This window comes from Rhodovulum adriaticum (assembly GCF_004345735.1).
In the GTDB taxonomy this organism is placed as follows: Bacteria; Pseudomonadota; Alphaproteobacteria; order Rhodobacterales; family Rhodobacteraceae; genus Rhodovulum; species Rhodovulum adriaticum.
The window spans coordinates 26,220-48,463 of sequence record NZ_SLXL01000001.1 but is presented as its reverse complement, the minus strand read 5'-3'; the positions used below and the strand labels follow the sequence as shown (position 1 = coordinate 48,463).

The following is a 22,244-nucleotide window of genomic DNA, read 5'->3' as shown; positions in this document are numbered from 1 at the left end:
CAGCCGCGCCCGTTTCTTTTACGAAGAAACGGACGATTTTTCCCGGAAAAGTCGTCCGTCAGGCAATCGGTGCGGGCAATTCGGGCACGGCGGCCAGCAATTCCCGCGTGTAGGGGTGGCGCGGGGCATGCAGAACCTGTTCGGCTGCGCCTTGCTCGACGATCCGGCCCGCGTGCATCACCATGACCCGGTCGGCGATTGCGCGCACTACCTGCAGGTCGTGCCCGATGAACAGGTAGGACAGGCCGAACCGGCCCCGCAGATCGGCCAGCAGGTCCAGGATTTGCGCCCGCACCCGCACGTCCAGCGCCGAAACGGGTTCGTCCAGCACGATCAGGTCCGGCCGTGTGATTAGCGCGCGGGCGATGGCAATGCGCTGGCGCTGTCCGCCCGAAAACTCGTGGATGAATCGGTTCCTGTCGTCCGGGTCCAGGCCCACCGCGCGCAGCGCCTCGGCCACCCTGTCATCGGCATCGGGCGGGCGCCCGGCCAGGTGGAACGGCTCGGCAATCAGGCGGCCGACCCGGTGGCGGGGGTTGAAGCTGCCATAAGGGTCCTGAAACACCGCCTGCATCCGGCGACGCAGGTCGTGCGGCATCGGCTGGCCGGCGGCCACGCGCTGCCCGTCCAGCCGGATCGCGCCCCCCTGCAAGGGGTCCAGCCCCAGGATCGCGCGGGCCAGGGTGGATTTGCCCGACCCGGATTCGCCTACCAGGCCCAGGCATTCGCCCCGCCGCAGGTCGAAGCTGACCCCATCGACCGCGCGCACCGGCGCGGGCCGGGTGAACGCGCCCCGCCCCGCCGGGCGATACGCGCGCCGGGCCTCTCGCACCTCCAACAACGCGGCACCGGGGGCGCGTGTCCCCGGGGCGGGGTGATGCGTGGCGGCGGCGATCAGCGCGCGGGTATAGGGATGGCCGGGGCGGCGCAGGATGGCGCTGGTCGGCCCCTGTTCGACGATCCGGCCCCCCTGCATCACCGCCACCCGTTCGGCCAGCCCCGACAGAACCGCCAGGTCATGGGTAATCAGCATCAGGGCCATGCCCTCTTCTCGGACCAGACCGGCCAGCAGGTCCAGGATGCGCGCCTGCGTGGTCACGTCCAGCGCCGTGGTCGGTTCGTCCGCGATCAGCAGGCGCGGGCGCAGGGCGATAGCCATGGCGATGCAGACCCGTTGCCGCTGGCCGCCCGACAATTCGTGCGGATAGCGGGTCAGTGGAAAACGGTCGGCGGGCAGGCCCACGCGGTCCAGCCGCGCGCGGGCCTTTTCCAACGCCTCTGACCGGGTCGCCGCGTCATGGATCACCAGCGTTTCGGCCACCTGCGCGCCGATGGTCTGCATCGGGTTCAGCGCGGTCATCGGTTCCTGAAAGATCATCCCGATCTGCCGCCCCCGGATCGCGCAAAGCTGCCGCTCGGTCAGGTCCAGCAACTCGCGGTCTACCAGCCGTATGGCGCCCGTTGCCCGTGCGCCCGGCGGCAACAGGCCCATCATCGCCAGCGCCGTCATCGACTTGCCCGACCCGCTTTCGCCCGCCAGCCCGACGATCTGGCCCGGCGCGATCTGAAAGGAAACGCCCTGCAGAACCGGCGTGCTGTGGATCGTCAGGGACAGGTTCTCGACCTCGATCATCGCGCCGCCTTTCGCAGCCGCGGGTCCAGCGCGTCGCGTAACCCGTCGCCCAGCAGGTTCAGCCCCAGCACCGTCAGAACGATGGCCAGCCCCGGCAGCACCGCCAGGCGCGGCGCGGTGTAGATCATCGTCTGCGCCTCGGCCAGCATGCGGCCCCAGCTGGGCGTGGGCGGCTGCGCGCCAAGGCCCACATAGGACAGCCCGGCCTCGGCCAGGATGCCCAGGGAAAACTGGATCGTCGCCTGCACGATCAGCAAGGGGGCGATATTGGGTAGGATGTGTTCCGCGCTGATCCGCAGCCGCCCCTTGCCCGCCAGCCGCGCGGCCAGCACGAAATCCAGCGTCCACAGGCTGAGTGCGGCACCGCGCGCCACGCGGGCGAAAACGGGGATGTTGAAGATCCCGATCGCCAGGATCGCGTTCAGCGCCGAGGGCCCCAGAACGGCGGTAATCAGGATCGCGATGACCAGCGCCGGAAAGGCGAAGATCAGGTCGTTCAGGCGCATCACGACCTCATCCAGCCAGCTGCCCCGGTTGGCCGCCGCCATCAGGCCCAGCGGCACCCCCAACGCGATGCCGATCCCCACCGCCACCAGCGCCACCGCGATGGACACCCGCGCGCCCACCATCAGCATGGACAGCAGGTCGCGCCCGTACTGGTCGGTGCCCAGCGGAAAGGCACCGCCGGGCGGGCGCAGCCGCTGACCGATCTCCAGAACGGTCACGTCATGGGGCACCCAGACCAGCGACAGGGCGGCCGCGGCCAAAACCGCCGCGCTCAGCCCGCCGCCCGCGATCAGTTGCGCCCGCCCGCTCATCGCCGCCGCAGCCTGGGGTCCACCGCCGCGTAGGCGATATCGACCGCGAAGGTCACGCAGATCACCGCAAAGACCAGCAGCATCACCACGCTTTCCACCACGATCAGGTCACGCTGGGTGATCGCCTGAAAGATCAGCCGCCCCAGGCCCGGCAGGTAGAACACGTTCTCGATGATGATCGCGCCGGCCAGCAGAAAGGAAAACTGCAACCCCAGGATCGTCAGCACCGGGATCAGCGCGTTGCGAACCCCGTGCCGCCGGATCGCCTGCGCGCGCGTCAGCCCCTTGGCCCGTGCGCTGCGGATGTAATCCTGCCCCAACGTCTCGATCAGGGCCGACCGCATGACCCGCGCCAGGATCGCGGCCTGCGGCAGGGCCAGTGCGATGGCGGGCAGGGTCAGTGCCTTCAGCCCCGCCATCACCCCGCCGTCCCAGCCCGGAAACCCGCCCGCCGGAAACCAGCGCAGGTTCACCGCGAAAAGCAGCACCAGCAGCATCGCGAACCAGAAATTCGGCACCGCGATGCCCAGTTGCGTCGCCCCCATCACGCCGATATCCGCCGCGCCCCCGCGCCGTGCCGCCGCCCACATCCCGGCGGGCAGCGCGATGGCCGTGGACAGCGCCAGCGCATAGACCGCCAGCGGCAGCGAGACCCACAGCCGGTCTGCCAGCAACTCGGCCACGGGCACGCGATAGGTATAGGACACCCCGAAATCGCCCCGCAGCATGCCCCCCGCCCAGTCCAGATAGCGCAGCCCCGCGCTGCCGGTCAGGCCCAGATCGTCGCGCAGGGCGGCCACGGCCTCGGGCGTGGCGTTCAGTCCCAGCATAAAGGCCGCCGGATCGCCCGGGATTACCTCGATCACCGCAAAGACTACCACGCTGGCCACCAGCAGGCTGAGGCCAAGCGACAGCAATCGGGAAAGGGCATAGCGCAACATGGCCCGACCCTAGGCAAGCCCCGTCCGCCGCGCCAGTGGATTTGCCCGCTTGCCGGGGCGCGCGCGATGGGTATGGTAACGCCCGGGCCGCGTGGCGATGGCGTCGCTGCGGGGGCAGCCCAAGGCCCGGCGGCACGACCCGCCCCTCGTCCTGAACGCCGGGATCGCATGCGGCCCGGTCGATCTCCGGGCCCCCGAGCCTGGGAGTCCCAAGATGAACCGTCCCGATTTCTACCGTTTCCATAATGGCGAAAAGGCCCCGCTGCCGTTTTCACCCGCCGAATACGACACCCGCCTGATGGGCCTGCGCACTGCCATGGATGCCGCGGGGGCCGAGGTGGTCGTGCTGACCTCTATGCAGAACGTGGCCTATTACTCGGGCTTTCTTTATTGCAGCTTCGGGCGGCCCTACGCCCTGGTGGTCACAGCCTCGGATGCGGTGACGATCAGCGCGGGGATCGACGCGGGCCAGCCCTGGCGGCGCTGCGCCACCGACAACATCACCTATACCGATTGGCAGCGGGACAATTTCTGGCGTGCGGTGGCCCATGTCGCAGGCCAGGGCCGCGCCGTGGGGTATGAGGGCGACCACTTGACCCTGACGCAAAAGGCCAAGCTGGAAAGCTTCCTTTCCCCGCGCGAAACCCTGGATATCGCACCGGCCACCATGCAGCAGCGCATGCGGAAAAGCGCGGCCGAGATCGCCCTGATTCGCGCAGGCGCGCAGGTGGCCGATATCGGCGGCTACGCAATCCGCGACGCGGTGCGCGCGGGCGCCCGTGAAATCGACATCGCCATGGCCGGGCGCGACGCGATGGAACTGGAAATCGCCCGCCGCTTTCCCGATGCCGAATATCGCGACACCTGGGTCTGGTTTCAGTCCGGGCTGAACACCGATGGGGCGCATAACCCCGTCACCGCGCGGCAAATACGGCGCGGCGATATCCTGTCGCTGAATACCTTCCCGATGATCTCGGGCTATTACACCGCGCTGGAACGCACCCTGTTCGTGGGTGAGGTGGACGCCGCCAGCCTGGCCATCTGGCAGGCCAACGTGGCGGCCCATGAATACGGCATGTCACTGCTGAAACCCGGGGTCAGTTGCGCCCAGGTCACCCACGCGATCAACGCCTTCTTCACCGAGCGCGACCTGCTGCAATACCGCAGCTTCGGCTATGGCCACAGCTTCGGCCTTCTGTCCCACTACTACGGGCGCGAGGCCGGATTGGAAATGCGTGAGGATATCGAAACGGTGCTGGAACCGGGCATGGTGATCTCGATGGAACCGATGTTGACCATTCCGCAGGGTCAGCCGGGCGCGGGCGGTTACCGCGAACACGATATCCTGATCATTACCGAGGATGGCGCCGAGAACATCACCGGCTACCCCTACGGCCCCGAATCTAACGTGGTGGGCTGACCGGGTCGCCCCCCTTCTTCTTGGTCCAAATACCCAAATGGCCCGCCCCGTCAGGGGCGGGCAAACAGGATTGCGCCGCAGGCGCCCCTTTGAATGCCCCTCACTCGGCCCAGGAAACGCCGGTCAGATCGTTGGCCTGGGTGGGGGCGTTTTCCCACAGGCCCCGGATGCGGGCATCGGCGACCCCGGTCTTGGCCAGTTGGAACAGGTAGCCGTTGACATGTTCCTCGGCGATCATGCGTTGGGCGGCGTGCAAGATCGCGGTGCGCTCGGCCGGGGCGGCGGTGGTGGCCAGTCGCTCCATCAGGCCCGCGAACTCGGTATCGCCATAGCCAAAGTAATAATCCGGCCGGGCGTAGATGCCGATATCGGCGGGTTCTGTATGGCTGATGATGGTCAGGTCGAAATCATGGCCGCGGAACACCTGTTCCAGCCACTGCGCCCATTCCAGGTTGGTGATCTCGGTCTCGATCCCCACCGCGCGCAGTTGCGCGGCCAGGATCTCGCCGCCGCGGCGGGCATAGGCCGGGGGCGGCAGGGCCAGCCGCAGCTTGACCGTTTCCAGCCCGGCCTCGGCCAGCAGGGCGCGGGCCTTGTCGGGGTCATGGGCCGACAGGCCGGTCAGGTCCAGATAGGCCGGGTGGTGGGGCGCGAAATGGGTGCCGATGGGCGTGCCATAGCCGAACATGGCCCCGTCGATGATGTCCTGCCGGTCGATGGCATGGGCAATCGCGGCGCGCACCCGGGGATCGTCCAGCGGCGGTTGGCGGTTGTTCATCGCCAGGATCGTTTCGCCCTCGGTCGTGCCGACGATGACGGAAAAACGCGGATCGGCCTCGAACAGCTCAAGCGTTTCCGGCGCCGGAAAGTTCGGAAAGGCGTCCACGTCACCGGCCATCATCGCGGCGAAGGCGGCGTTGGGGTCCGAGATGAACTTGAACGTGGCCGCCGCCAGCGCGGGGGACGTGCCCCAGTAATCGGGGCTGCGCACTAGGTCCACCCGGTCGCCCTTGGCCCAGCGGGCCAGGCGGAAGGGGCCGGTGCCGATGGGGGCCGTTGCCAGGCTGTCCGCGCTTTCGGGGGCCACGATTACCGCGTCGCCCCAGGCCATCTTGAAGGGGAAATCGCCATCGGGGGCGGACAGGGTCACGCGCACGGTCAGCGGGTCCAGCGCCTCGACCCGCTCGATCCCGGCGAAAAGCTGTTTCTGCGCGTTGGTGCTGTCCTCGGCCCGTGCGCGATCTAGGGTAAAGATCACATCGTCGGCATCCATCGCGGTGCCGTCGTGAAAGGTCACGCCGTCCCGCAGGTGAAAGGTATAGCGCGTGGCGTCTGCGCTGACCTCCCATCTGGCGGCCAGGGCGGGCACGATGCGCCCGTCGGGGGCGAATCGCGTCAACCCCTCGAACAGGTTGGCATAGACCACCTCGTCGATGGCGGCGGCGGCCCCGGCGGTGGGGTCCAGGTTCGGCGGTTCCAGCACCATGCCTAGGGTGATCCGGTCCTCTGCGGCCATCGCGGCGCCTGCCAGCAGGACGGCACACAGGGTGGGGGCAACAAGGCGCATCGAGACTCTCCTCCAGCTCGGTTGCACCCATCTGGCGGTGCGGCGGGCCAAAGCGCAAGAGGCCGCGCGCCGGGCAGGTCTGGATTCTGCGGCGCGGCATGGCTATAAGCCCCGCCACCGTGACCGGGAGGAGGACGCGATGAGCGCCAATGCGAGACAACGCCAGTTGACCGCAGTGGACGTGCAGGCCCGCAAGGGCGGTGCGCCGCTGGTGTGTCTGACGGCCTATACCACGCCCGTGGCACGTCTGGCCGACGCGGAATGCGACGTGGTTCTGGTGGGCGACAGCGTGGGCATGGTGCTGCACGGCCTGCCCTCGACCCTGGGCGTGACGATGGACATGATGATCCTGCACGGGCAGGCGGTGGCGCGTGGGCTGGATCGTGCCCTGATGGTCATCGACATGCCCTTCGGCAGCTATGAAGAAAGCCCCGAGCAGGCCTTTCGCAATGCCGCCCGGCTGATGCGCGAAACCGGCGCCGGCGCGGTCAAGCTGGAGGGCGGCGCCGCGATGGCGGATACGATCCGCTTTCTGACGGCGCGCTCGATCCCGGTGATGGCCCATGTCGGGCTGACCCCGCAGGCGATCAACACGCTGGGCGGCTACAAGGTGCAGGGCCGCGGCGCGGATGCCGACCGGGTGCTGACAGATGCGCAGGCGGTGGCGGAGGCTGGCGCGTTTTCCGTGGTGCTGGAAAAGGTGCCTGCCGCGCTGGCCGACCGGATTACCGAAACGGTGGCGATTCCGACCATCGGTATCGGCGCCTCTGCCGGGTGCGACGGGCAGGTGCTGGTGATCGACGACATGCTGGGCCTGTTCACCGATTTCCAACCGAAATTCGCCAAGCGCTATGCCGAACTGGGGCAGGGCGCGCAGGCCGCCATCGCCGCCTATGCCGAAGAGGTGCGCGCGCGCCGTTTTCCGGCGGCCGAGCATGTGTTCGGGGACGCGACATGACCGCGCCGATCCTGCGGCGGCTGGCCGATCTGCGTGAGATGACCGCGCGCTGGCGCGGGCAGGGGCAGCGCGTGGCGGTGGTGCCCACGATGGGCGCGCTGCATGCCGGGCATCTTAGCCTGGTAGAGGTGGCCAAGGCCCGCGCCGACCGCGTGATCGTCACGATCTTTGTCAATCCGCGCCAGTTCGACAACGCGGATGACCTGGCGAAATATCCCCGGACCGAGCAGGACGACGCGGCCAAGCTGGCGCCCTATGCGGTGGATGCCATCTATGCGCCCGATCCCGACCAGGTCTATCCGCCCGGCTTTGCCACCACTGTTTCGGTCGCGGGTCTGACCGAGGGGTTGTGCGGCGCGCACCGGCCCGGCCATTTCGACGGGGTGACAACCGTGGTGGCCAAGCTGTTCGCCCAGACCCAGGCCGATATCGCCTGTTTCGGCGAAAAGGATTTTCAGCAACTGGCGGTGGTGCGCCGCATGGCGCGGGATCTGGATATTCCCGTTGAAATCGTCGGCTGTCCCATCGTGCGCGAGGGGGACGGGCTGGCGCTGTCCTCTCGCAATGTGCGGCTGTCGCCCGCGGCGCGTGCGCAGGCGCCGGTGCTGTATCGCGCGTTGCAGCAGGCCGCCGGGGCGATCGGGGACGGGGTGCCGGTCGCGCAGGCATTGGCCGCGGCCCGCGATGCCGTTCTGGCGGGCGGGTTCGCGTCGGTCGACTATATCGACCTGCGCGCCGCCGACAGCCTGGTTCCGCTGGATGTGCTGGACCGGCCCGCGCGGTTGCTGGCGGCGGCGCATCTGGACGGGGTGCGCCTGATCGACAACCTGGGCCTTGCCCCGGCCTGACCCCGCGCCCTTGCGCCGCAGCAAGGCGAAAGGGTGCAAAACGCCGCGCGGTTGACCTATATTGTCGGGCAGAGGGTGACGGGTTCCCGTCCGGAAAGGGGCAGCGATGATCGCGCTCTTGCGCTTTGTGATCCTGGGCTTCATCGCCCTGACAGTGGTCTATGTCAGCCTGTCGCTCTATTCGCGTGCCGTGCGGCGCGGCAAACTGGAACGCGAATGGGATCAGGACATCCGTCAGGGCGACCGGGCCGCCTTTGTCCGCGAGGGGCTGGAGGAATACGACGCCTCGCTGCGCCGCAAGCTGATCCTGGGGGTTTACGTCGTGCCGACCATCGTTGTCGGCGCGATCATCTATATCACGAATTACATGTGAGGCTGCAATGGTTTACGTCAAATGGACCTTCCTTGCGGTGATTGCCGCGCTGGTGGCGTCCTTCCTGCACTACACGCTGCCGCAGCACGATATCGTCCGCATCACCAATACCGATGTGCGCCGGATCGATTACGGCGACAACTCGATCTTCTGGGCGCGGTCCACGCCCGGGATGCAAGAGGGCAGCGCCAACCGCGACGTGATGTTCATCGAGAGCTTCACGCCCGATGGCGATCCCAACGTCTATCGTAACGAGGATACCGGCTGGGGCTGGCCGCCCTATTTCAAGGTCAACAGTTCCAACCTGCAGGCCCTGGCCCGCGATGCGGTTTCGACCCGGGACGCCCCGCAATGGATGGTCGTGACCCATTACGGGTGGCGCAACGAGTACCTGTCGATCTATCCCAACGCGGTCAAGCTGCGCGAGGTCGACAGCCCCGAGGTGACGATCATCCCGTGGTTCAACATCGTGTTCCTGTCCGTCCTGGCGCTGATCGCGTTGTGGATCTGGCGGATCCTGGCCCGGTTCAAAGAGGACCGGATCGAACCGCTGATCGATGAGGCCGGCGATTTTATGGAAAGCGTGGATGACCGGGCCGAGGGGATCTTCAAGCGGATATTCGGGGGCAAGCGGCGCTGAGGACCGCGCGCGCGGCCACTACTTGCCTGAATATTGGGCATTCGACCCTTTCGGCGGCGCGTTTCACGACGCGCCGCCTTGCCTTTGCCGCAGTGCCGCGCAAGGGTGACGGCAAAGCAAAGTCCAAGCGCAGATGCCCGAACCCTCTCAAAACCTGCGGATGAAGCTGGCCGACCTGATCGGCCGCGTCTATCCCGAGACCGACCGCGATCTGCTGGTCAACAACGTGATCGAGGCCTTTTGGCCCGAGGGCAGCCACCCCCGGCGCCGGGCACGCACGCCGTCCAACCGGCTGTGGTCGCCCCATGACGCGATGGTCATCACCTATGGCAATTCCATCCAGGACGGCCAGCACAAGCCGCTGGACCTGCTGCACGACTTTCTGCACCACTACCTGCGGGGCACGGTCAGTTCGGTGCATATTCTGCCCTTCTTTCCCTTTACCTCGGATGACGGGTTCGCGGTCACCGATTACCGGGCGGTCAATTCCAACCTGGGCGACTGGGCCGACATCAACCGGATTGCCGGGGATTTCACGGTGATGTCGGATCTGGTGCTGAACCATGTGTCCAGCCAGTCGGCCTGGTTCAACGCCTACCGGCAGGGCCAGCCGCCCTATGACCGCTTCTTCTTCGAGGCCTCGCCGGAGGACGATCTGTCGCCGGTGGTGCGCCCGCGCACCAGCCCCCTGCTGCGCGAGGTCGAAACGGTGAACGGGGTGCGCCATGTCTGGTGCACCTTCAGTCACGATCAGGTGGACCTGGATTTCCGCAACCCCGAGGTGCTGCTGGAATTCCTGCGGATCATGCGGCTGCATGTCGACAACGGCATCCGCATCGTGCGGCTGGATGCGGTGGCCTTTCTGTGGAAAGAGGCCGGTACGCCCTCGATCCACATGCCGCAGACCCACGCGATCGTGCAGTTGATGCGGGTGTTGTGCGATTTCGCGGTGGAACCGATCATTCTGCTGACCGAAACCAACGTGCCCAACGTCGAAAACCTGTCCTATTTCGGCAACCGGAACGAGGCGCACGCGGTCTACAACTTTTCCCTGCCGCCACTGATCCTGCACGCGCTGATGTCGGGCACCGCGCAATACCTGCACCGCTGGCAGGCGACGATGCCGCCTGCGCAACTGGGCTGTGCCTATCTGAACTTTACCGCGTCCCATGACGGGATCGGCATGCGGCCCGTAGAGGGTTTGTTGCCCGAGGAAGAGATCGGCCAGATCATCGGGGCGGTCCGGTCCTTTGGCGGCGAGGTGTCGATGCGCACCCTGAACGGCGGGGGCGAGGCGCCCTATGAACTGAACATAACCTGGTTCGACGCGATGAAGGGCACCTTTGCCGGTGAGGACGCGCACCAGTTGGAACGGTTCCTGTGTTCCCAGACCATCGTGATGGCGCTGGAGGGCATCCCGGCCTTTTACATCCACTCGATGCTGGGCACGCCCAATGACCATGCCGGGGTGGAAAAGACCGGGGTGAAACGCGCGATCAACCGGCATCGCTGGGATTATCCCACGCTGCTGGCCCGGCTGGAGGATCCGGATTCGACCCAGGCGCAGGTGTTGCGCCACATGCGCCGCAGGATCGAGATCCGCCGTCAGCAACCCGCCTTTCACCCCAACGCGACGCAGTTCACCCTGCACCTGGATCACCGTCTGTTCGGGTTGTGGCGGCAAAGCCTGGACCGCGACCAGTCGATCTTTGCCCTGCACAATGTCAGCTGCGAAGAGGTGTTCGTGCCGCCCATTTCCATCAACCTGATCGGGGGCGAGGATTGGGTGGACCTGCTGTCGGGCGAAACGATCTCGCCCACCGGGCCGGAAATTCCCTTTGCCCCCTATCAGTGCCGCTGGATCACCAACCGCGGCTGAGCCCATGGCCGAATCGCGCGAGGGCATGCTATCTGTTGGGGCATGAATTCGCCCGCCCCCAACATACATGCAGATACCCCCAGAATTCGTCAGCTTGACGAGGGGGCAATCAACCGTATCGCCGCGGGCGAGGTGGTGGAACGCCCGGCCTCTGCGGTCAAGGAACTGGTGGAAAACGCCTTGGACGCGGGTGCCCGACGGATCGAGGTGGCCCATGCCGAGGGCGGCAAGACGCTGATCCGCGTCACCGACGACGGCTGCGGCATCCCGGCGGATGATCTGCCCTTGGCGCTGGCCCGGCACGCCACGTCCAAGATCGACGGCAGCGACCTGCTGGATATCCACAGCTTTGGTTTCCGGGGCGAGGCGTTGCCCTCGCTGGGGGCGGTGGGGCGGCTGGCCATCACCTCGCGCGTTGCGGGGGGCGAGGGCGCGCGCATCACCGTGTCTGGCGGCCAGATGGGGGCGGTCGCGCCCGCCGCCCTGTCGCAGGGCACCGTGGTTGAATTGCGCGATCTGTTCTACGCCACGCCCGCGCGGCTGAAATTCCTGCGCTCCGACCGGGCCGAGGCGCAGGCGATTTCCGACGTGGTGAAGCGGCTGGCGATGGCCGAACCCTTCGTTGGGTTCACCTTGCGCGATGTCTCGGGCGGGGGCGAGGGGCGCGTGACCTTCCGCGCCGACGCGGAAACCGGCGATCTGTTCGACGCGCTGCACCGGCGGCTGGCGCGGGTGTTGGGCAACGAGTTTGCCGAAAACGCCCTGCCGATCGGGGCCACCCGCGAAGAGATCACGTTGACGGGCTATGCTGCCCTGCCGACCTATTCGCGCGGCTCGTCGGTGGCGCAATATCTGTTCGTCAATGGCCGCCCTGTGCGGGACAAGCTGCTGGTGGGTGCGCTGCGCGGGGCCTATGCCGATTTCCTGTCGCGCGACCGGCACCCGGCGGCGGTGCTGTTCGTTGAATGCGACCCGCATCTGGTGGATGTGAACGTGCACCCGGCCAAGGCCGAGGTCCGCTTTCGTGCGCCGGGCGTGGTGCGGGGGCTGATCGTGTCCGCCCTGCGCCATGCGCTGGCCGAGGCGGGGCACCGGGCATCGACCACTGTGGCGGGGGCGACGCTGGGCGCGATGCGGCCCGAACCCGTTTCCCCCCGCGTCTACCAGATGGACCGCCCCAGCCGTGGGGCGATCTCCGCCGCCTTTGCTGCGCAGGCCCCGCTGCCGGAACATGCACAGGCGCCGCTGGGGGGCGAACTGGCCGAACCCTCGGCCCGGTTTGAGGGGGCAGAGCCCGCGCCAGAGGCGACCGCCCTGCCGTTGGGCGCGGCGCGTGCGCAGGTGCATGAAAACTACATCATCGCCCAGACCGAAACCGGCATGGTCATCGTCGATCAGCACGCCGCCCATGAACGGCTGGTCTACGAGAAACTGAAACGCCAGATGGCCGAAACCGGCGTTGCTGCGCAGGCGCTGCTGATCCCCGAAATCGTGACCCTGTCCGAGGGCGACGCCGCGGCGTTGATGGATCATGCGGACACGCTGGCCCGGCTGGGCCTGACGCTGGAACCCTTCGGCCCCGGAACGGTCGCCGTGCGCGAAACCCCCGCCCTGCTGGGCGAGGTGAACGCCGAGGCGCTGATCCGCGATATCGTGGACGAGTTGTCGGATCTGGGCGACAGCCAGACCCTGCAAGCCCGGATCGAGGCGATCCTTAGCCGTGTGGCGTGTCATGGCTCTATCCGCTCTGGCCGCCGGATGCGGGTGGACGAGATGAACGCGCTGTTGCGCGAGATGGAGGCCACGCCCCATTCGGGCCAGTGCAACCACGGGCGGCCGACCTATGTGGAATTGCGGCTGGCCGATATCGAAAGGCTATTCGGGCGCACATGATTCAGATCGGGGAACAGATCGTCATAGGCGACAGGGTCTATCAATGGACCGATCCGCAGGTTCTGGCCGCCGGGGGCGCGGCTGCGCTGGTCTTGCTGGTGCTGGTCCTGCTGTTCCTTGCCGTGCGCCGGGCCGGACGGTCTGCGCAGTTGGCGGAACCGCTGATCTACCAGATGGATCAACTGGCCCGCCGGGTAGAGGCGCTGGGCGACGGTCAGCACAAGCTGGCCGGTGGCCTGACCCATGTCGCAGAGGCGCAATCGGCCAGCCAGGCGAACATGCTGAAGCTGATGGAGGCCCGGCTGGGCCAGGTCAGCGAGCAGATGAACCAGAACCTGCAAGGTGCCTCGCGCCGCACGGCGCATTCCCTCGGCGAGTTGCAGCAGCGGCTGGCCACCATCGACAAGGCGCAGGCCAATATCGAAAAACTGTCGGGCGACGTGCTGTCGTTGCAGGATATTCTGTCGAACAAGCAGACCCGCGGTGCCTTTGGCGAGATCCAGTTGCACGACATCGTGGCCAAGGCGCTGCCCGCGGACAGCTACGGGATGCAGGTCACGCTGTCGAATGGCAAGCGGGCCGATTGCCTGATCCACCTGCCCAATCCGCCGGGGCCGATCGTGATCGATTCGAAGTTTCCGCTGGAGGCCTACGAGGCCCTGCGCCGGGCTGACACCCAATGGGAACTGAACGAGGCCGCGAAACAACTGCGCACCTCTGTCCGCACCCATATCAAGGCGATTTCCGAGAAGTATATCCTTGAGGGCGAAACCGCCGACGGCGCGCTGATGTTCCTGCCGTCCGAGGCGGTCTATGCCGAACTGCACGCCAATTTCCCCGAACTGGTGCGCGAGGGGTTTGCCGCGCGGGTCTGGATCGTGTCGCCCACCACCTGCATGGCGACGCTGAACACGATGCGCGCGATCCTGAAGGACGCCCGGATGCGCGAACAGGCGGGCGCGATCCGCAAGACGCTGAAACTGCTGCACCGGGATGTGGAACTGGTGGTCGAACGGGTGGACAAGCTGAACACCCATTTCAACCAGGCACGCGCCGATCTGGACGGGATTGGTACCGCCGCCGAACGCGCGGGCAAGCGGGCCGCGCGGCTGGACAATTTCGATTTCGAGGATCTGGCGGCGGACGAGGCCAAGGTCGTTGCCCTGGGCAAACCCAGACCCTGACCCCGATCAGATCCCGATGAAGGGCTGCGCCATGCGCGGCAGGAACCCGCTGAATTTCAGCGGCGCGTCGGTCGCCACCAGGCATACGCAATCGGCGCCGGGGGCGGCGACGGGGGTATGTTCCATCTCTTCGCCCGCGACCTCGACATCGCCGCGGCCGAAATAGCCGTCCGCATCCTCGAACGCGCCTTGCAGCACCATGGTCAGTTCCATGCCGGAATGGCCGTGATCGGGCATCGCCGCGCCCGCGGGAATATACAGCAGCCGGGCCGCGGCGCCCTTGTCGGTGGGCAGAACCGCCTGGCGCACCTTGCCCCCGACCGACCGCCATTCCACCGCGTCCAGATCGCCGCCGACATAGTCGCGCAGCGGCTGCGGGAACAGGCCCGATGCCTGCGGGGCGGGGGCGGCGGTTTCGGCCTCTTCGGCCTCGCGCATCTCGCCGATCAGGCGCAGCGTGGCCTCCAGGCTGCCGGCATCCATCTCGGGAGTGCCGGTATCCTCCAGCACCGCACCGCCGACGGCCTCATACTCGGCCAGGCGGGCGCGGCACTCGTCGCACATGGACACATGGGTTGCGACGACCAGGCTGAAGGCCTCGGGCAGAGAACCCGCGGCATAGGCCATCAGCAGCTCGTCGGTCAGGTGATGCTTGATCTTCATGGTCATCGTCATCTTTCAGTTCATTTCTTGGCGCAGGCGTTCCAGGGCCAGCCGTATCCGCGATTTGATCGTGCCCAGCGGCAGGCCCGTTTCGGCGGCAATCTCGCTATGCGAAAACTCGCCGAAATAGGCCCGTTCGATCAGCACGCGCTGGTTTTCGGGCAGGGCGGCCAGCGCCTTGCCCAGTTGTTCGCTTTCCTGTTGCAGCGCGATGGTGTCGGCCTGATCGGGTTCGTGTTCCGGCCCCCATGGTAGATCCTCGGGTTCCGGTCGCCGGCTCTTGCGCAGCACGTCGATCCGCCGGTTGCGGGCGATGGTAAAGATCCATGTCGCCACGCTGGCCCGTTCGGGATCGAACATGTGCGCCTTGTGCCAAAGCGTTGCCATCACGTCCTGTGCCACCTCCTCGGCGAGGGCCGGGTCGGCCCCCGATTTCATCAGAAACGCCTTTACGCGCGGGGCGAAGTGGGCGAACAGGCTGGCAAAGGCCCGCTGGTCCTTGCGGGTCTTGACGGCCTGCACCAGATTGACCCAGTGCGCTTCGGGCGTCGTTTCCTCTTTCACGGGCGGTGCCTTCGGGGGTTCGTTCTGCGCCATGGGAACAGGATAATCCCGCCCCACAAGGACTGCATCCGATTTCTCGACGGCATGTGGCCCGTTTAACATGACCGTGATACGCAGCAGGTCGGGGATTGGATCACCATTTTTGTTCTTTGATCTTCGGCGCGGGCACCTACCTACTAGGATCGCGCGGACAACAAACCGATTTGCCAGCGGCAGACAGAGCAGGAGCAGGGACATATGCCATTCGAAACCGCAGCGGGCGCCGCCCCCCGGCGCATCGCCGTCATCGGTGCGGGGATTTCCGGCCTGGGGGCCGCGCATCTGTTGGGGAAAGACACCCATGTCACGCTGTTTGAGGCCGAAAACCGGCTGGGCGGCCATGCCCGCACGGTGATCGCGGGCAAGAACGGCGATCAGCCGGTCGATACCGGCTTTATCGTGTTCAACTACGTCAACTACCCGCACATGACCCGCCTGTTCGGCGATCTGGACGTGCCGGTCGCGAAATCGGACATGAGCTTTGGCGCCTCGCTGGACGGTGGCGCCTTTGAATACGGGCTGAAGAACCTGCGCGCGGTTTTCGCCCAGCCGTCCAACGCGCTGAGCCCGAAATTCCTGGGTATGTTGCGCGACGTGCTGAAATTCAACGCGCAGGCGCTGAGCGTGGCCGACCGCATGCCCGGCGCCACCATCGGCGAGTTCCTGGCCGAACTGGGCACCGGCGACTGGTTCCGCGACCGCTATCTGCTGCCGCTGTCGGGGGCGATCTGGTCCACGCCGTCCAAGGGCATCCTGGATTTCCCGGCCCATGCGATGATCCGGTTTTTCCAGAACCACGCGCTGTTGTCGCACAAGGGCCAGCACCAGTGGTACACGGTCAAGGGCGGGTCGGTCGAATATGTCCGCCGGGTCGAGGCCGCTTTGCGCGCCAAGGGCGCAGATATCCGCCTGTCGGCCCCGGTTCAGGGTGTGCGCCGCGTGCAAGGCGGGGCAGAGGTCCGCGCCCAGGGGGGCGAGTGGGAACGGTTCGACGAGGTGATCCTTGCCACCCATTCCGATGATACGCTGGCGCTGCTGTCCGATGCCACGCCCGAGGAACGCGCCGCTCTGGGCGCGGTGCGCTATCAGCCCAACCAGGCCGTGCTGCATGCCGACACGGCGCTGATGCCCAAACGCCGCGCCGCCTGGGCCAGCTGGAACTATACCGAGGAAACCGGCAAGCACAGCGATCGGATCGACCTGACCTACTGGATGAACTCGCTGCAGCCGATCCCCGAAAGCGACCCGATGTTCGTCACGCTCAACGCCCAACGTCCGATCCGCGAAGACTTGATCTATGACACGGTGACCTTCCGCCATCCGGTCTATGACGGCCCGGCGTTGCAGGCGCAGGAAACGCTGCGCGCGATGAACGGGGCGAACCGCACCTGGGTCTGCGGCGCGTGGATGAAGAACGGATTCCATGAGGACGGGCTGGCCAGCGCCGTCGACGTGGTCGAGGCCATGCGGCAGCGTCAGCCCGAAACGGTGGCGGCATGAATGCAATCGTCGAACATGTGAAGGGCACGACCTTTCACCAGCGCCGCGGCAAGGTGAAACACAAGCTGCGGCACACGGTCGATTACGTCCTGTACCAGCCCGAGGCCGAGGGGCTGAAGATGCCCGGCCGGTTTTCGCTGAACGAAAAGAACTGGATGTCGGTCTGGGACCGCGACCATGGCGGGCCGTATGGCGAGGGGCGCGGCGCGGAATGGGTGCGCGAGGTACTGGCCGCCCATGACCTATTCGCGGTCAAGGGCCGGATCGAGTTGCTGACCATACCGCGTGTGATGGGGCATGAATTCAACCCGGTCAGCTTCTGGCTGTGCTACGGCAAGGACGACACCCTGCGCGTCGTGATCGCCGAGGTGAACAACCCCTGGGGCGACCGGCATTCCTATCTGTGCCACCACCCCGACCAGCGCCCGATCGAGTCCAGCGACATCCTGACCGCGGTCAAGATCTTCCATGTCTCCCCCTTCCTGCCGATCGAGGGGGGATATCGGTTCCGCTTTGACATTCGGCCGGACAAGATCGGGATCTGGATCGACTATTCGGCCGATGAAGAACTGGGGCTTTATGCAACGCTGACCGGCCCGCGCAAGCCGCTGACCGACGGGGCGATCCTGCGCGGGATGCTGCGCCGGCCCTTTGGTTCGCGGCGGGTGCTGGCGCTGATCCACTGGCACGCGCTGGTGCTGTTCCTGAAACGCGCCGGCTATCGCAAGCGGCCCGAGCCGCCGACCGAAGAGGTCAGTTGATGGCCACAGCCCCGCTGCCCGGCTATGCGCTGTTCGCGGCGCTGTTGGCCTCGGCGGGGCTGCCGATCTATATCCACGCGCCGAAATTCTATGTCGATGAATATGGCGTCAGCCTGGCCGCCCTGGGCGCGGTGCTGTTCGGGCTGCGGCTGTTCGACGTGGTGCAGGATCCCGCCCTTGGCTGGCTGTCGGAACGGCTGCGCCGGGTGCGTGGGCTGGCGGTCGGATTTGGCGTGGCGCTGCTGGCGGTCTCCATGGTGGCGCTTTTTGCCGTCACGCCGCCGGTGGCGCCGCTGCTGTGGTTCGGGCTGACGCTGACGGGGCTGTTCACCGCGTTCAGTTTCCTGACCATCACCTTTTACGCGCAGGGCGTGGCACGCGCCGCGCGGATGGGGCGGGGCGGGCATGTCCGGCTGGCCGCCTGGCGGGAAACCGGGGCGCTGCTGGGCGTCAGCGCGGCGGCCGTGGCGCCAACCGCGCTGGTCGCGGTCAGCGAGGCGCCTTTTGCCGCCTTTGCGGTGGGGTTTGTCGGGCTGGCCCTGCTGGCGGTCTGGGCGATGCGGCGCGAATGGGGCATGGCCCGCGCGCCAGAGCCGTCGAACCTGCGCGCGGTGCTGGCCGATCCCATTGCACGGCGGCTGTTGCTGGTGGCGCTGCTGAACGCGACGCCGGTGGCCGTAACCTCGACCCTGTTCCTGTTCTTTGTCGAAAGCCGCCTGGCCGCGCCGGGGTGGGAGGGGCCGCTGTTGCTGCTGTTCTTCCTCGCTGCGGCGGCCTCGGCCCCGCTGTGGGGGCGGCTGGCGCAGCGCTTGGGGGCCAAGCGCACGCTGCTGTCGGGCATGGTGCTGTCCATCGTGGCCTTTGGCTTTGCCGCGACGCTGGGGGCGGGCGATCTGGTGCCCTTTGCGGTCATCTGCCTGGCCTCTGGCGCGGCGTTGGGGGCGGACATGACGTTGTTGCCCGCGATTTTCGCCGGGCGCATGGCGCAGATCGCGCCCAATGCGGGGCAGGCCTTTGGGCTGTGGTCCTTCGTGTCGAAATTCACGCTGGCTTTTGCCGCGGTCACGCTACTTCCGCTGCTGGAGGCCGCCGGATTCCGCGCGGGGGCCGAAAACGACGCATCTGCGCTGGTCATGCTGGGCGTTCTGTACGCGCTGGTGCCCTGCGCCCTGAAACTGATGGGGATCGCACTGCTGGCCGCGGTGCCGCTGAAAAGGGAGGAAACGGGATGACATTCATCGTTGCATTCGTGCTGGGCGCGCTGGCGGTTATGGCGCTGGTCTGGCTGAAGGGCAGCCGGCTGAGCTTTCGCGCGCAAACCGCCGGGGATTACGCCGGAAAGGGCCCCGAATTCGACCTGCCGCGCCACCTGAACGGCCCGATCCTGTGCGAGGGCGTGATCTACGGCCCCACGGGGCGCGTGACCTCGCGATTCGTGGCGGACATGGAGGCCCGCTGGGACGGCAATACCGGCGTGATGACCGAGGAATTCCGCTATGACAGCGGTGCTACCCAAAGCCGCAGTTGGACCTTCAAACTGGGAAATGATGGGGCGATCACGGCCGAGGCCCCCGATTTGGTGGGGTCCGGACATGGTATGCAGAAAGGATCGGGGGTACATCTGCGCTATCGCATCCGGCTGCCCGAGGATTCGGGCGGACATGTGCTGGATGCCATTGACTGGATGTATCTGATGGAAAACGGGGCGATCATGAATCGTAGCCAGTTCCGCAAGTTCGGCATTCCCGTCGCCGAGCTGGTCGCGACCATGCGCCCGAAGGAGGCGGCGTGACGGAACTGATCGGCAAACGCTACTGGATCGTTGGAGCAAGCGAGGGCCTGGGCCGGGCCGTGGCCGAGCGTCTGGCGACGATGGGCGCGCAACTGGTGTTGAGCGCGCGGAGCACAGAGCGCCTGGAAGAACTGGCCGAGGCGCTGCCGCGCAGGGCCGACGTGGTCGCGATGGACGTGTCCGACAGCGCCTCGGTCAAGGCCGCGTTCGAACAGGTGGGCCAGATCGACGGCATGGTGTTCCTGGCCGGGGTCTACTGGCCGCAATCGGCGCAGGACTGGAATGCCGAGCAGGTAGAGGCGATGTGCGACATCAACTTTACCGGCGCGGCGCGGGTTCTGGGGCAGGTGGTGCCCTATTTCGTGGAACGCGACGCGGGCCACATCGTGATGACCGGCAGCCTGTCGGGTTTCCGCGGGTTGCCCGGCGCGGTTGGTTACTGCGCCTCCAAGGCGGGGGTGATGTCGCTGGCCGAAAGCCTGCACGCCGACCTGCGCGGCACCGGCGTAAAGGTGCAGCTGGTCAACCCCGGCTTTGTCCGCACGCGGCTGACCGACAAGAACGATTTCGACATGCCCTTCATCAAGGAGCCCGAGGCCGCCGCGCGCGAGATCGTCGAGCACATGATGTCCGACGGGTTTGCCCGCAGCTTCCCGCTGCTGTTTTCGTGGTTGTTCCGCCTGTCGCAGTTCCTGCCCGAGGGGCTGTATTACCCGCTTTTCGCACCGAAGAAGCGCTGACAGGGGCTTGTGCATCCGGCGGGCGCGCGCGACACTGGGCGCCCGTTCGGAGGAGGCAAAATGGACGAGTTGCAGATCAGCCCGCGCAAGGTGGTTCAGGTCATCTTCCAGGCCCGTGAAAAGGCCATGGCAGAGGCCGAATTGCGCGCCTTCATCGCGGCGATGAACGAGGACGAAAAGGCCAGCCTGGTCGCGTTGACCTGGATCGGGCGGGACACGTTCGATGCAGACGACCTGGAAGAGGCCATCGCCACCGCCAAGGCGGAAGCGACGGCGCCGACCGAAAACTATCTGGTCGGCATGCCGCTGTTCGCGGATTACCTGGAGGCGGGGCTGGAAGCGATCGGCATCAGCCCGTCGGATGTCGAAGAGGATTTCTTCGACCGCTGAGGGGCATCAAGGGGCAGTCACATGCGGAACGCAGCATTGATGCTGGGGATCATCGGCGGGCTGGTCGCCATGATCATCGGGTTCTTTGGCTACGGCTATACCGAGGTCGTGCGCAACTATGCCGAGGTGGGCGACCTGTTCGGGCCGGTCGATGACGAACAACTGATCCGGATCACCAGCTTTCTGGCGCCGCTGCTGGCGATTGCCGGGGGCGCGATGGCCAAGGTCCGCGCCCTGTGGGGCGGGCTGCTGCTGCTGGTGTCCGCGGCGCTGATGTATCACGGGTTCGGGTTCAACGTTTTCACGATGTTCCCCATCGGCTTTTGCCTGGTGGGTGGCCTGCTGGCGCTGGCCGCGGGCAAGCCGGACGAGCCCAAGTCGCATTTCTGAGCCGGGCGCGTCTTGCGGGACAAGACGCGTGGGGGCGCTGCCCCCGTCGCCCGTTTCCGGGCGACTCCCCCGGGGTATTTTTCCAAGAAGAAGGCGGCCGGTTCAGGTGTGATCCACCACTTGCAGGTGCTGGGCCAGGCGATCGACCTGATCCATGAAGCGGTTTATCAGTTTCGGGTCGCGGGGCGCGGCCGAGACGCCGGCGGGGATCTCGCGGTTCAGGACGGCCTCGACCGCCAGCGAGACCGGGATCGAGACCAGCCGCGCCATTGCCGTGCCGCGCGCATCGCCCCAGGCATCCATCGTGTAGGTCTTGTGATAGACGGTTTCGCCTACGCGGCGGACGTGCAGGGCAACGCACAGGACCACGCGGTCGGGATCGTCCGGGCCATAGGCGTTGTCGCGCCACAGCCGGGCGGACATCTCGCGCAGGCGGGCCTCGCCCTCGGGGCCCTGAAGGGTTTCGATTTCCGTGAAAATGTCCGACCAGGCCGCGGCCCAGCCGTTCAGGCGCAGGGTGCCGCGCACGAAATCGCGGACCTTCCAGCCCTGTTCGAACCCGTATTCGGCCAGGAAGGGCAGCGAGTCGCGGTTGGGGTAGACCTCGAACGTTTCGGGGGTTGGCAGGGGCGCGTCATAGCGGCCGAGCGCGTCCCAGGGGCGTTGCACATTCAGTTCTGAAAATTCCCGGATCGAGCGGGAGGGCGAGCGCAGCGCCTTGAGCACGCCGAGCGGCGACCAACTGAACTTGTAGCGGAAGGCGTTGGGGATTTTCGGCACGCCGCCGCAATAGGAGGTGAAGGAAAAGTCGTTTTCCGGGTCATGCGCGCCCGAGGCGCGGTAATCGGCCATCAGCCAATGGGCCATCAGGTGGTCAATGCCGGGGTCCAGCCCGATTTCGTTGACCAGCGCCACACCGGCGACGCGGGCCCGCTGATCCAGCGCGCGCATCTCGGGCGCGATGTAGCTGGAAGAGACGAAATGTGCGCCCTTGTGGATGGCAAGTTCGGCCAGCGGCACGTGCCAGTCCGCCGGCAGCATCGAGACCACCACGTCGCCGGGGGCCAGAATTGCGGCCAGCGCGTCGGGATCGAAGGCGTGGATGTCGCCGGTCAGGTCACCGACCGCCGCCTGCGCCTTGTCGAGGGTTCGGTTCCAGACGGTGACGGGGTGGTCGGCCTGGATCAGGCGGCGCAGGCCGGGGATTGCGGAAAGGCCGGTGCCGCACCAGTGGATGGTCATCGCGCGCTC

At 66.7% G+C, this 22,244-nt stretch carries 22 protein-coding genes; 15 read left to right on the top strand and 7 right to left on the bottom strand.

From position 1 onward, the window contains the following. Window positions 1-58 precede the first annotated feature (58 nt). The 3 genes from EV656_RS00240 to EV656_RS00230 are packed head-to-tail and all read right to left on the bottom strand — an operon-like array spanning window position 59 to window position 3,392. On the bottom strand, window positions 59-1,633 hold the full coding sequence (locus EV656_RS00240; RefSeq protein WP_132598283.1) for an ABC transporter ATP-binding protein: 1,575 nt from the start codon (window positions 1,631-1,633) through the stop codon (window positions 59-61). After that, entirely contained in the window at window positions 1,630-2,451 is an 822-nt protein-coding gene (locus EV656_RS00235) for an ABC transporter permease (protein ID WP_132598281.1), read from the bottom strand. The genes EV656_RS00240 and EV656_RS00235 overlap by 4 nt, the downstream gene beginning before the upstream one ends. After that, window positions 2,448-3,392 (bottom strand): ABC transporter permease, encoded by a 945-nt coding sequence (locus tag EV656_RS00230; protein WP_132598279.1) that lies wholly within the window; start codon window positions 3,390-3,392, stop codon window positions 2,448-2,450. Before EV656_RS00230 ends, EV656_RS00235 begins: the two co-directional genes overlap by 4 nt. Window positions 3,393-3,606: 214 nt before the next feature. Here EV656_RS00230 and EV656_RS00225 point away from each other — a divergent pair, with 214 nt between their 5' ends. Continuing rightward, entirely contained in the window at window positions 3,607-4,812 is a 1,206-nt protein-coding gene (locus EV656_RS00225; RefSeq protein WP_132598277.1) for an aminopeptidase P family protein, read from the top strand. A gap of 100 nt (window positions 4,813-4,912) precedes the next feature. On the opposite strand, the gene EV656_RS00220 is transcribed toward EV656_RS00225, so the two are convergent. Further along, window positions 4,913-6,379 carry an ABC transporter substrate-binding protein gene (locus tag EV656_RS00220; protein WP_132598275.1) on the bottom strand — a complete coding sequence of 489 codons (1,467 nt, stop codon included), beginning with the start codon at window positions 6,377-6,379 and terminating at the stop codon, window positions 4,913-4,915. 139 nt (window positions 6,380-6,518) lie between these two features. Here EV656_RS00220 and panB point away from each other — a divergent pair, with 139 nt between their 5' ends. The 7 genes from panB to EV656_RS00185 all read left to right on the top strand — a co-directional run bounded on the left by panB (window position 6,519) and on the right by EV656_RS00185 (window position 14,154). Then, window positions 6,519-7,337 (top strand): 3-methyl-2-oxobutanoate hydroxymethyltransferase, encoded by an 819-nt coding sequence (gene panB / locus EV656_RS00215; RefSeq protein ID WP_132598273.1) that lies wholly within the window; start codon window positions 6,519-6,521, stop codon window positions 7,335-7,337. Then, entirely contained in the window at window positions 7,334-8,185 is an 852-nt protein-coding gene (panC, locus tag EV656_RS00210) for a pantoate--beta-alanine ligase (RefSeq protein WP_132598271.1), read from the top strand. Before panB ends, panC begins: the two co-directional genes overlap by 4 nt. Window positions 8,186-8,291: 106 nt before the next feature. Continuing rightward, window positions 8,292-8,558, top strand: coding sequence for a hypothetical protein (locus EV656_RS00205; protein ID WP_132598269.1), 267 nt, complete (start codon window positions 8,292-8,294; stop codon window positions 8,556-8,558). 7 nt (window positions 8,559-8,565) lie between these two features. Then, complete coding sequence (locus EV656_RS00200; RefSeq protein WP_132598267.1) at window positions 8,566-9,198, top strand: DUF1523 family protein; 633 nt, start codon at window positions 8,566-8,568, stop codon at window positions 9,196-9,198. Between the two features lie 133 nt (window positions 9,199-9,331). Beyond that, window positions 9,332-11,077: a sugar phosphorylase gene (locus tag EV656_RS00195; RefSeq protein WP_132598265.1), complete on the top strand. Its 1,746-nt coding sequence runs from the start codon at window positions 9,332-9,334 to the stop codon at window positions 11,075-11,077. Window positions 11,078-11,119: 42 nt separating this feature from the next. Further along, complete coding sequence (gene mutL / locus EV656_RS00190) at window positions 11,120-12,970, top strand: DNA mismatch repair endonuclease MutL (protein ID WP_132598263.1); 1,851 nt, start codon at window positions 11,120-11,122, stop codon at window positions 12,968-12,970. After that, window positions 12,967-14,154: a DNA recombination protein RmuC gene (locus EV656_RS00185; protein WP_132598261.1), complete on the top strand. Its 1,188-nt coding sequence runs from the start codon at window positions 12,967-12,969 to the stop codon at window positions 14,152-14,154. The genes mutL and EV656_RS00185 overlap by 4 nt, the downstream gene beginning before the upstream one ends. A gap of 6 nt (window positions 14,155-14,160) precedes the next feature. On the opposite strand, the gene EV656_RS00180 is transcribed toward EV656_RS00185, so the two are convergent. Both EV656_RS00180 and EV656_RS00175 read right to left on the bottom strand, forming a co-directional pair. Then, complete coding sequence (locus EV656_RS00180) at window positions 14,161-14,823, bottom strand: ChrR family anti-sigma-E factor (protein ID WP_132598259.1); 663 nt, start codon at window positions 14,821-14,823, stop codon at window positions 14,161-14,163. A 9-nt stretch (window positions 14,824-14,832) separates the two neighbouring features. Next, window positions 14,833-15,483, bottom strand: a complete 651-nt coding sequence (locus tag EV656_RS00175; protein ID WP_132598257.1) for a sigma-70 family RNA polymerase sigma factor — start codon at window positions 15,481-15,483, stop codon at window positions 14,833-14,835. A gap of 135 nt (window positions 15,484-15,618) precedes the next feature. Here EV656_RS00175 and EV656_RS00170 point away from each other — a divergent pair, with 135 nt between their 5' ends. Genes EV656_RS00170 through EV656_RS00140 form a run of 7 tightly spaced genes read left to right on the top strand, consistent with a single transcriptional unit; the run spans window position 15,619 to window position 20,993 of the window. Further along, window positions 15,619-16,920: an NAD(P)/FAD-dependent oxidoreductase gene (locus EV656_RS00170; protein WP_132598255.1), complete on the top strand. Its 1,302-nt coding sequence runs from the start codon at window positions 15,619-15,621 to the stop codon at window positions 16,918-16,920. Next, window positions 16,917-17,681, top strand: a complete 765-nt coding sequence (locus tag EV656_RS00165; protein ID WP_132598253.1) for a DUF1365 domain-containing protein — start codon at window positions 16,917-16,919, stop codon at window positions 17,679-17,681. Before EV656_RS00170 ends, EV656_RS00165 begins: the two co-directional genes overlap by 4 nt. Beyond that, window positions 17,681-18,913 carry an MFS transporter gene (locus EV656_RS00160; protein WP_132598251.1) on the top strand — a complete coding sequence of 411 codons (1,233 nt, stop codon included), beginning with the start codon at window positions 17,681-17,683 and terminating at the stop codon, window positions 18,911-18,913. The genes EV656_RS00165 and EV656_RS00160 overlap by 1 nt, the downstream gene beginning before the upstream one ends. Further along, window positions 18,910-19,473, top strand: a complete 564-nt coding sequence (locus EV656_RS00155) for a DUF3833 domain-containing protein (protein WP_132598249.1) — start codon at window positions 18,910-18,912, stop codon at window positions 19,471-19,473. The genes EV656_RS00160 and EV656_RS00155 overlap by 4 nt, the downstream gene beginning before the upstream one ends. Continuing rightward, window positions 19,470-20,213 (top strand): SDR family NAD(P)-dependent oxidoreductase, encoded by a 744-nt coding sequence (locus tag EV656_RS00150; RefSeq protein ID WP_132598247.1) that lies wholly within the window; start codon window positions 19,470-19,472, stop codon window positions 20,211-20,213. The genes EV656_RS00155 and EV656_RS00150 overlap by 4 nt, the downstream gene beginning before the upstream one ends. 60 nt (window positions 20,214-20,273) lie before the next feature. After that, entirely contained in the window at window positions 20,274-20,603 is a 330-nt protein-coding gene (locus EV656_RS00145) for a DUF3775 domain-containing protein (protein WP_132598245.1), read from the top strand. Between the two features lie 21 nt (window positions 20,604-20,624). Continuing rightward, window positions 20,625-20,993 carry a hypothetical protein gene (locus tag EV656_RS00140; RefSeq protein WP_132598243.1) on the top strand — a complete coding sequence of 123 codons (369 nt, stop codon included), beginning with the start codon at window positions 20,625-20,627 and terminating at the stop codon, window positions 20,991-20,993. A gap of 102 nt (window positions 20,994-21,095) precedes the next feature. Here EV656_RS00140 and EV656_RS00135 read toward each other — a convergent pair whose 3' ends face one another. Then, window positions 21,096-22,235 carry a saccharopine dehydrogenase family protein gene (locus EV656_RS00135; protein ID WP_132598241.1) on the bottom strand — a complete coding sequence of 380 codons (1,140 nt, stop codon included), beginning with the start codon at window positions 22,233-22,235 and terminating at the stop codon, window positions 21,096-21,098. Window positions 22,236-22,244: the final 9 nt, after the last annotated feature.

What these genes read in the sequence shown, in the direction of transcription:
- EV656_RS00240 (WP_132598283.1), bottom strand. Translation starts at nt 1,633, where the DNA reads ATGATCGAGGTCGAGAACCTGTCCCTGACGATCCACAGCACGCCGGTT.
- EV656_RS00235 (WP_132598281.1), bottom strand. Translation starts at nt 2,451, where the DNA reads ATGAGCGGGCGGGCGCAACTGATCGCGGGCGGCGGGCTGAGCGCGGCG.
- EV656_RS00230 (WP_132598279.1), bottom strand. Translation starts at nt 3,392, where the DNA reads ATGTTGCGCTATGCCCTTTCCCGATTGCTGTCGCTTGGCCTCAGCCTG.
- EV656_RS00225 (WP_132598277.1), top strand. Translation starts at nt 3,607, where the DNA reads ATGAACCGTCCCGATTTCTACCGTTTCCATAATGGCGAAAAGGCCCCG.
- EV656_RS00220 (WP_132598275.1), bottom strand. Translation starts at nt 6,379, where the DNA reads ATGCGCCTTGTTGCCCCCACCCTGTGTGCCGTCCTGCTGGCAGGCGCC.
- panB (WP_132598273.1), top strand. Translation starts at nt 6,519, where the DNA reads ATGAGCGCCAATGCGAGACAACGCCAGTTGACCGCAGTGGACGTGCAG.
- panC (WP_132598271.1), top strand. Translation starts at nt 7,334, where the DNA reads ATGACCGCGCCGATCCTGCGGCGGCTGGCCGATCTGCGTGAGATGACC.
- EV656_RS00205 (WP_132598269.1), top strand. Translation starts at nt 8,292, where the DNA reads ATGATCGCGCTCTTGCGCTTTGTGATCCTGGGCTTCATCGCCCTGACA.
- EV656_RS00200 (WP_132598267.1), top strand. Translation starts at nt 8,566, where the DNA reads ATGGTTTACGTCAAATGGACCTTCCTTGCGGTGATTGCCGCGCTGGTG.
- EV656_RS00195 (WP_132598265.1), top strand. Translation starts at nt 9,332, where the DNA reads ATGCCCGAACCCTCTCAAAACCTGCGGATGAAGCTGGCCGACCTGATC.
- mutL (WP_132598263.1), top strand. Translation starts at nt 11,120, where the DNA reads ATGAATTCGCCCGCCCCCAACATACATGCAGATACCCCCAGAATTCGT.
- EV656_RS00185 (WP_132598261.1), top strand. Translation starts at nt 12,967, where the DNA reads ATGATTCAGATCGGGGAACAGATCGTCATAGGCGACAGGGTCTATCAA.
- EV656_RS00180 (WP_132598259.1), bottom strand. Translation starts at nt 14,823, where the DNA reads ATGACCATGAAGATCAAGCATCACCTGACCGACGAGCTGCTGATGGCC.
- EV656_RS00175 (WP_132598257.1), bottom strand. Translation starts at nt 15,483, where the DNA reads ATGTTAAACGGGCCACATGCCGTCGAGAAATCGGATGCAGTCCTTGTG.
- EV656_RS00170 (WP_132598255.1), top strand. Translation starts at nt 15,619, where the DNA reads ATGCCATTCGAAACCGCAGCGGGCGCCGCCCCCCGGCGCATCGCCGTC.
- EV656_RS00165 (WP_132598253.1), top strand. Translation starts at nt 16,917, where the DNA reads ATGAATGCAATCGTCGAACATGTGAAGGGCACGACCTTTCACCAGCGC.
- EV656_RS00160 (WP_132598251.1), top strand. Translation starts at nt 17,681, where the DNA reads ATGGCCACAGCCCCGCTGCCCGGCTATGCGCTGTTCGCGGCGCTGTTG.
- EV656_RS00155 (WP_132598249.1), top strand. Translation starts at nt 18,910, where the DNA reads ATGACATTCATCGTTGCATTCGTGCTGGGCGCGCTGGCGGTTATGGCG.
- EV656_RS00145 (WP_132598245.1), top strand. Translation starts at nt 20,274, where the DNA reads ATGGACGAGTTGCAGATCAGCCCGCGCAAGGTGGTTCAGGTCATCTTC.
- EV656_RS00140 (WP_132598243.1), top strand. Translation starts at nt 20,625, where the DNA reads ATGCGGAACGCAGCATTGATGCTGGGGATCATCGGCGGGCTGGTCGCC.
- EV656_RS00135 (WP_132598241.1), bottom strand. Translation starts at nt 22,235, where the DNA reads ATGACCATCCACTGGTGCGGCACCGGCCTTTCCGCAATCCCCGGCCTG.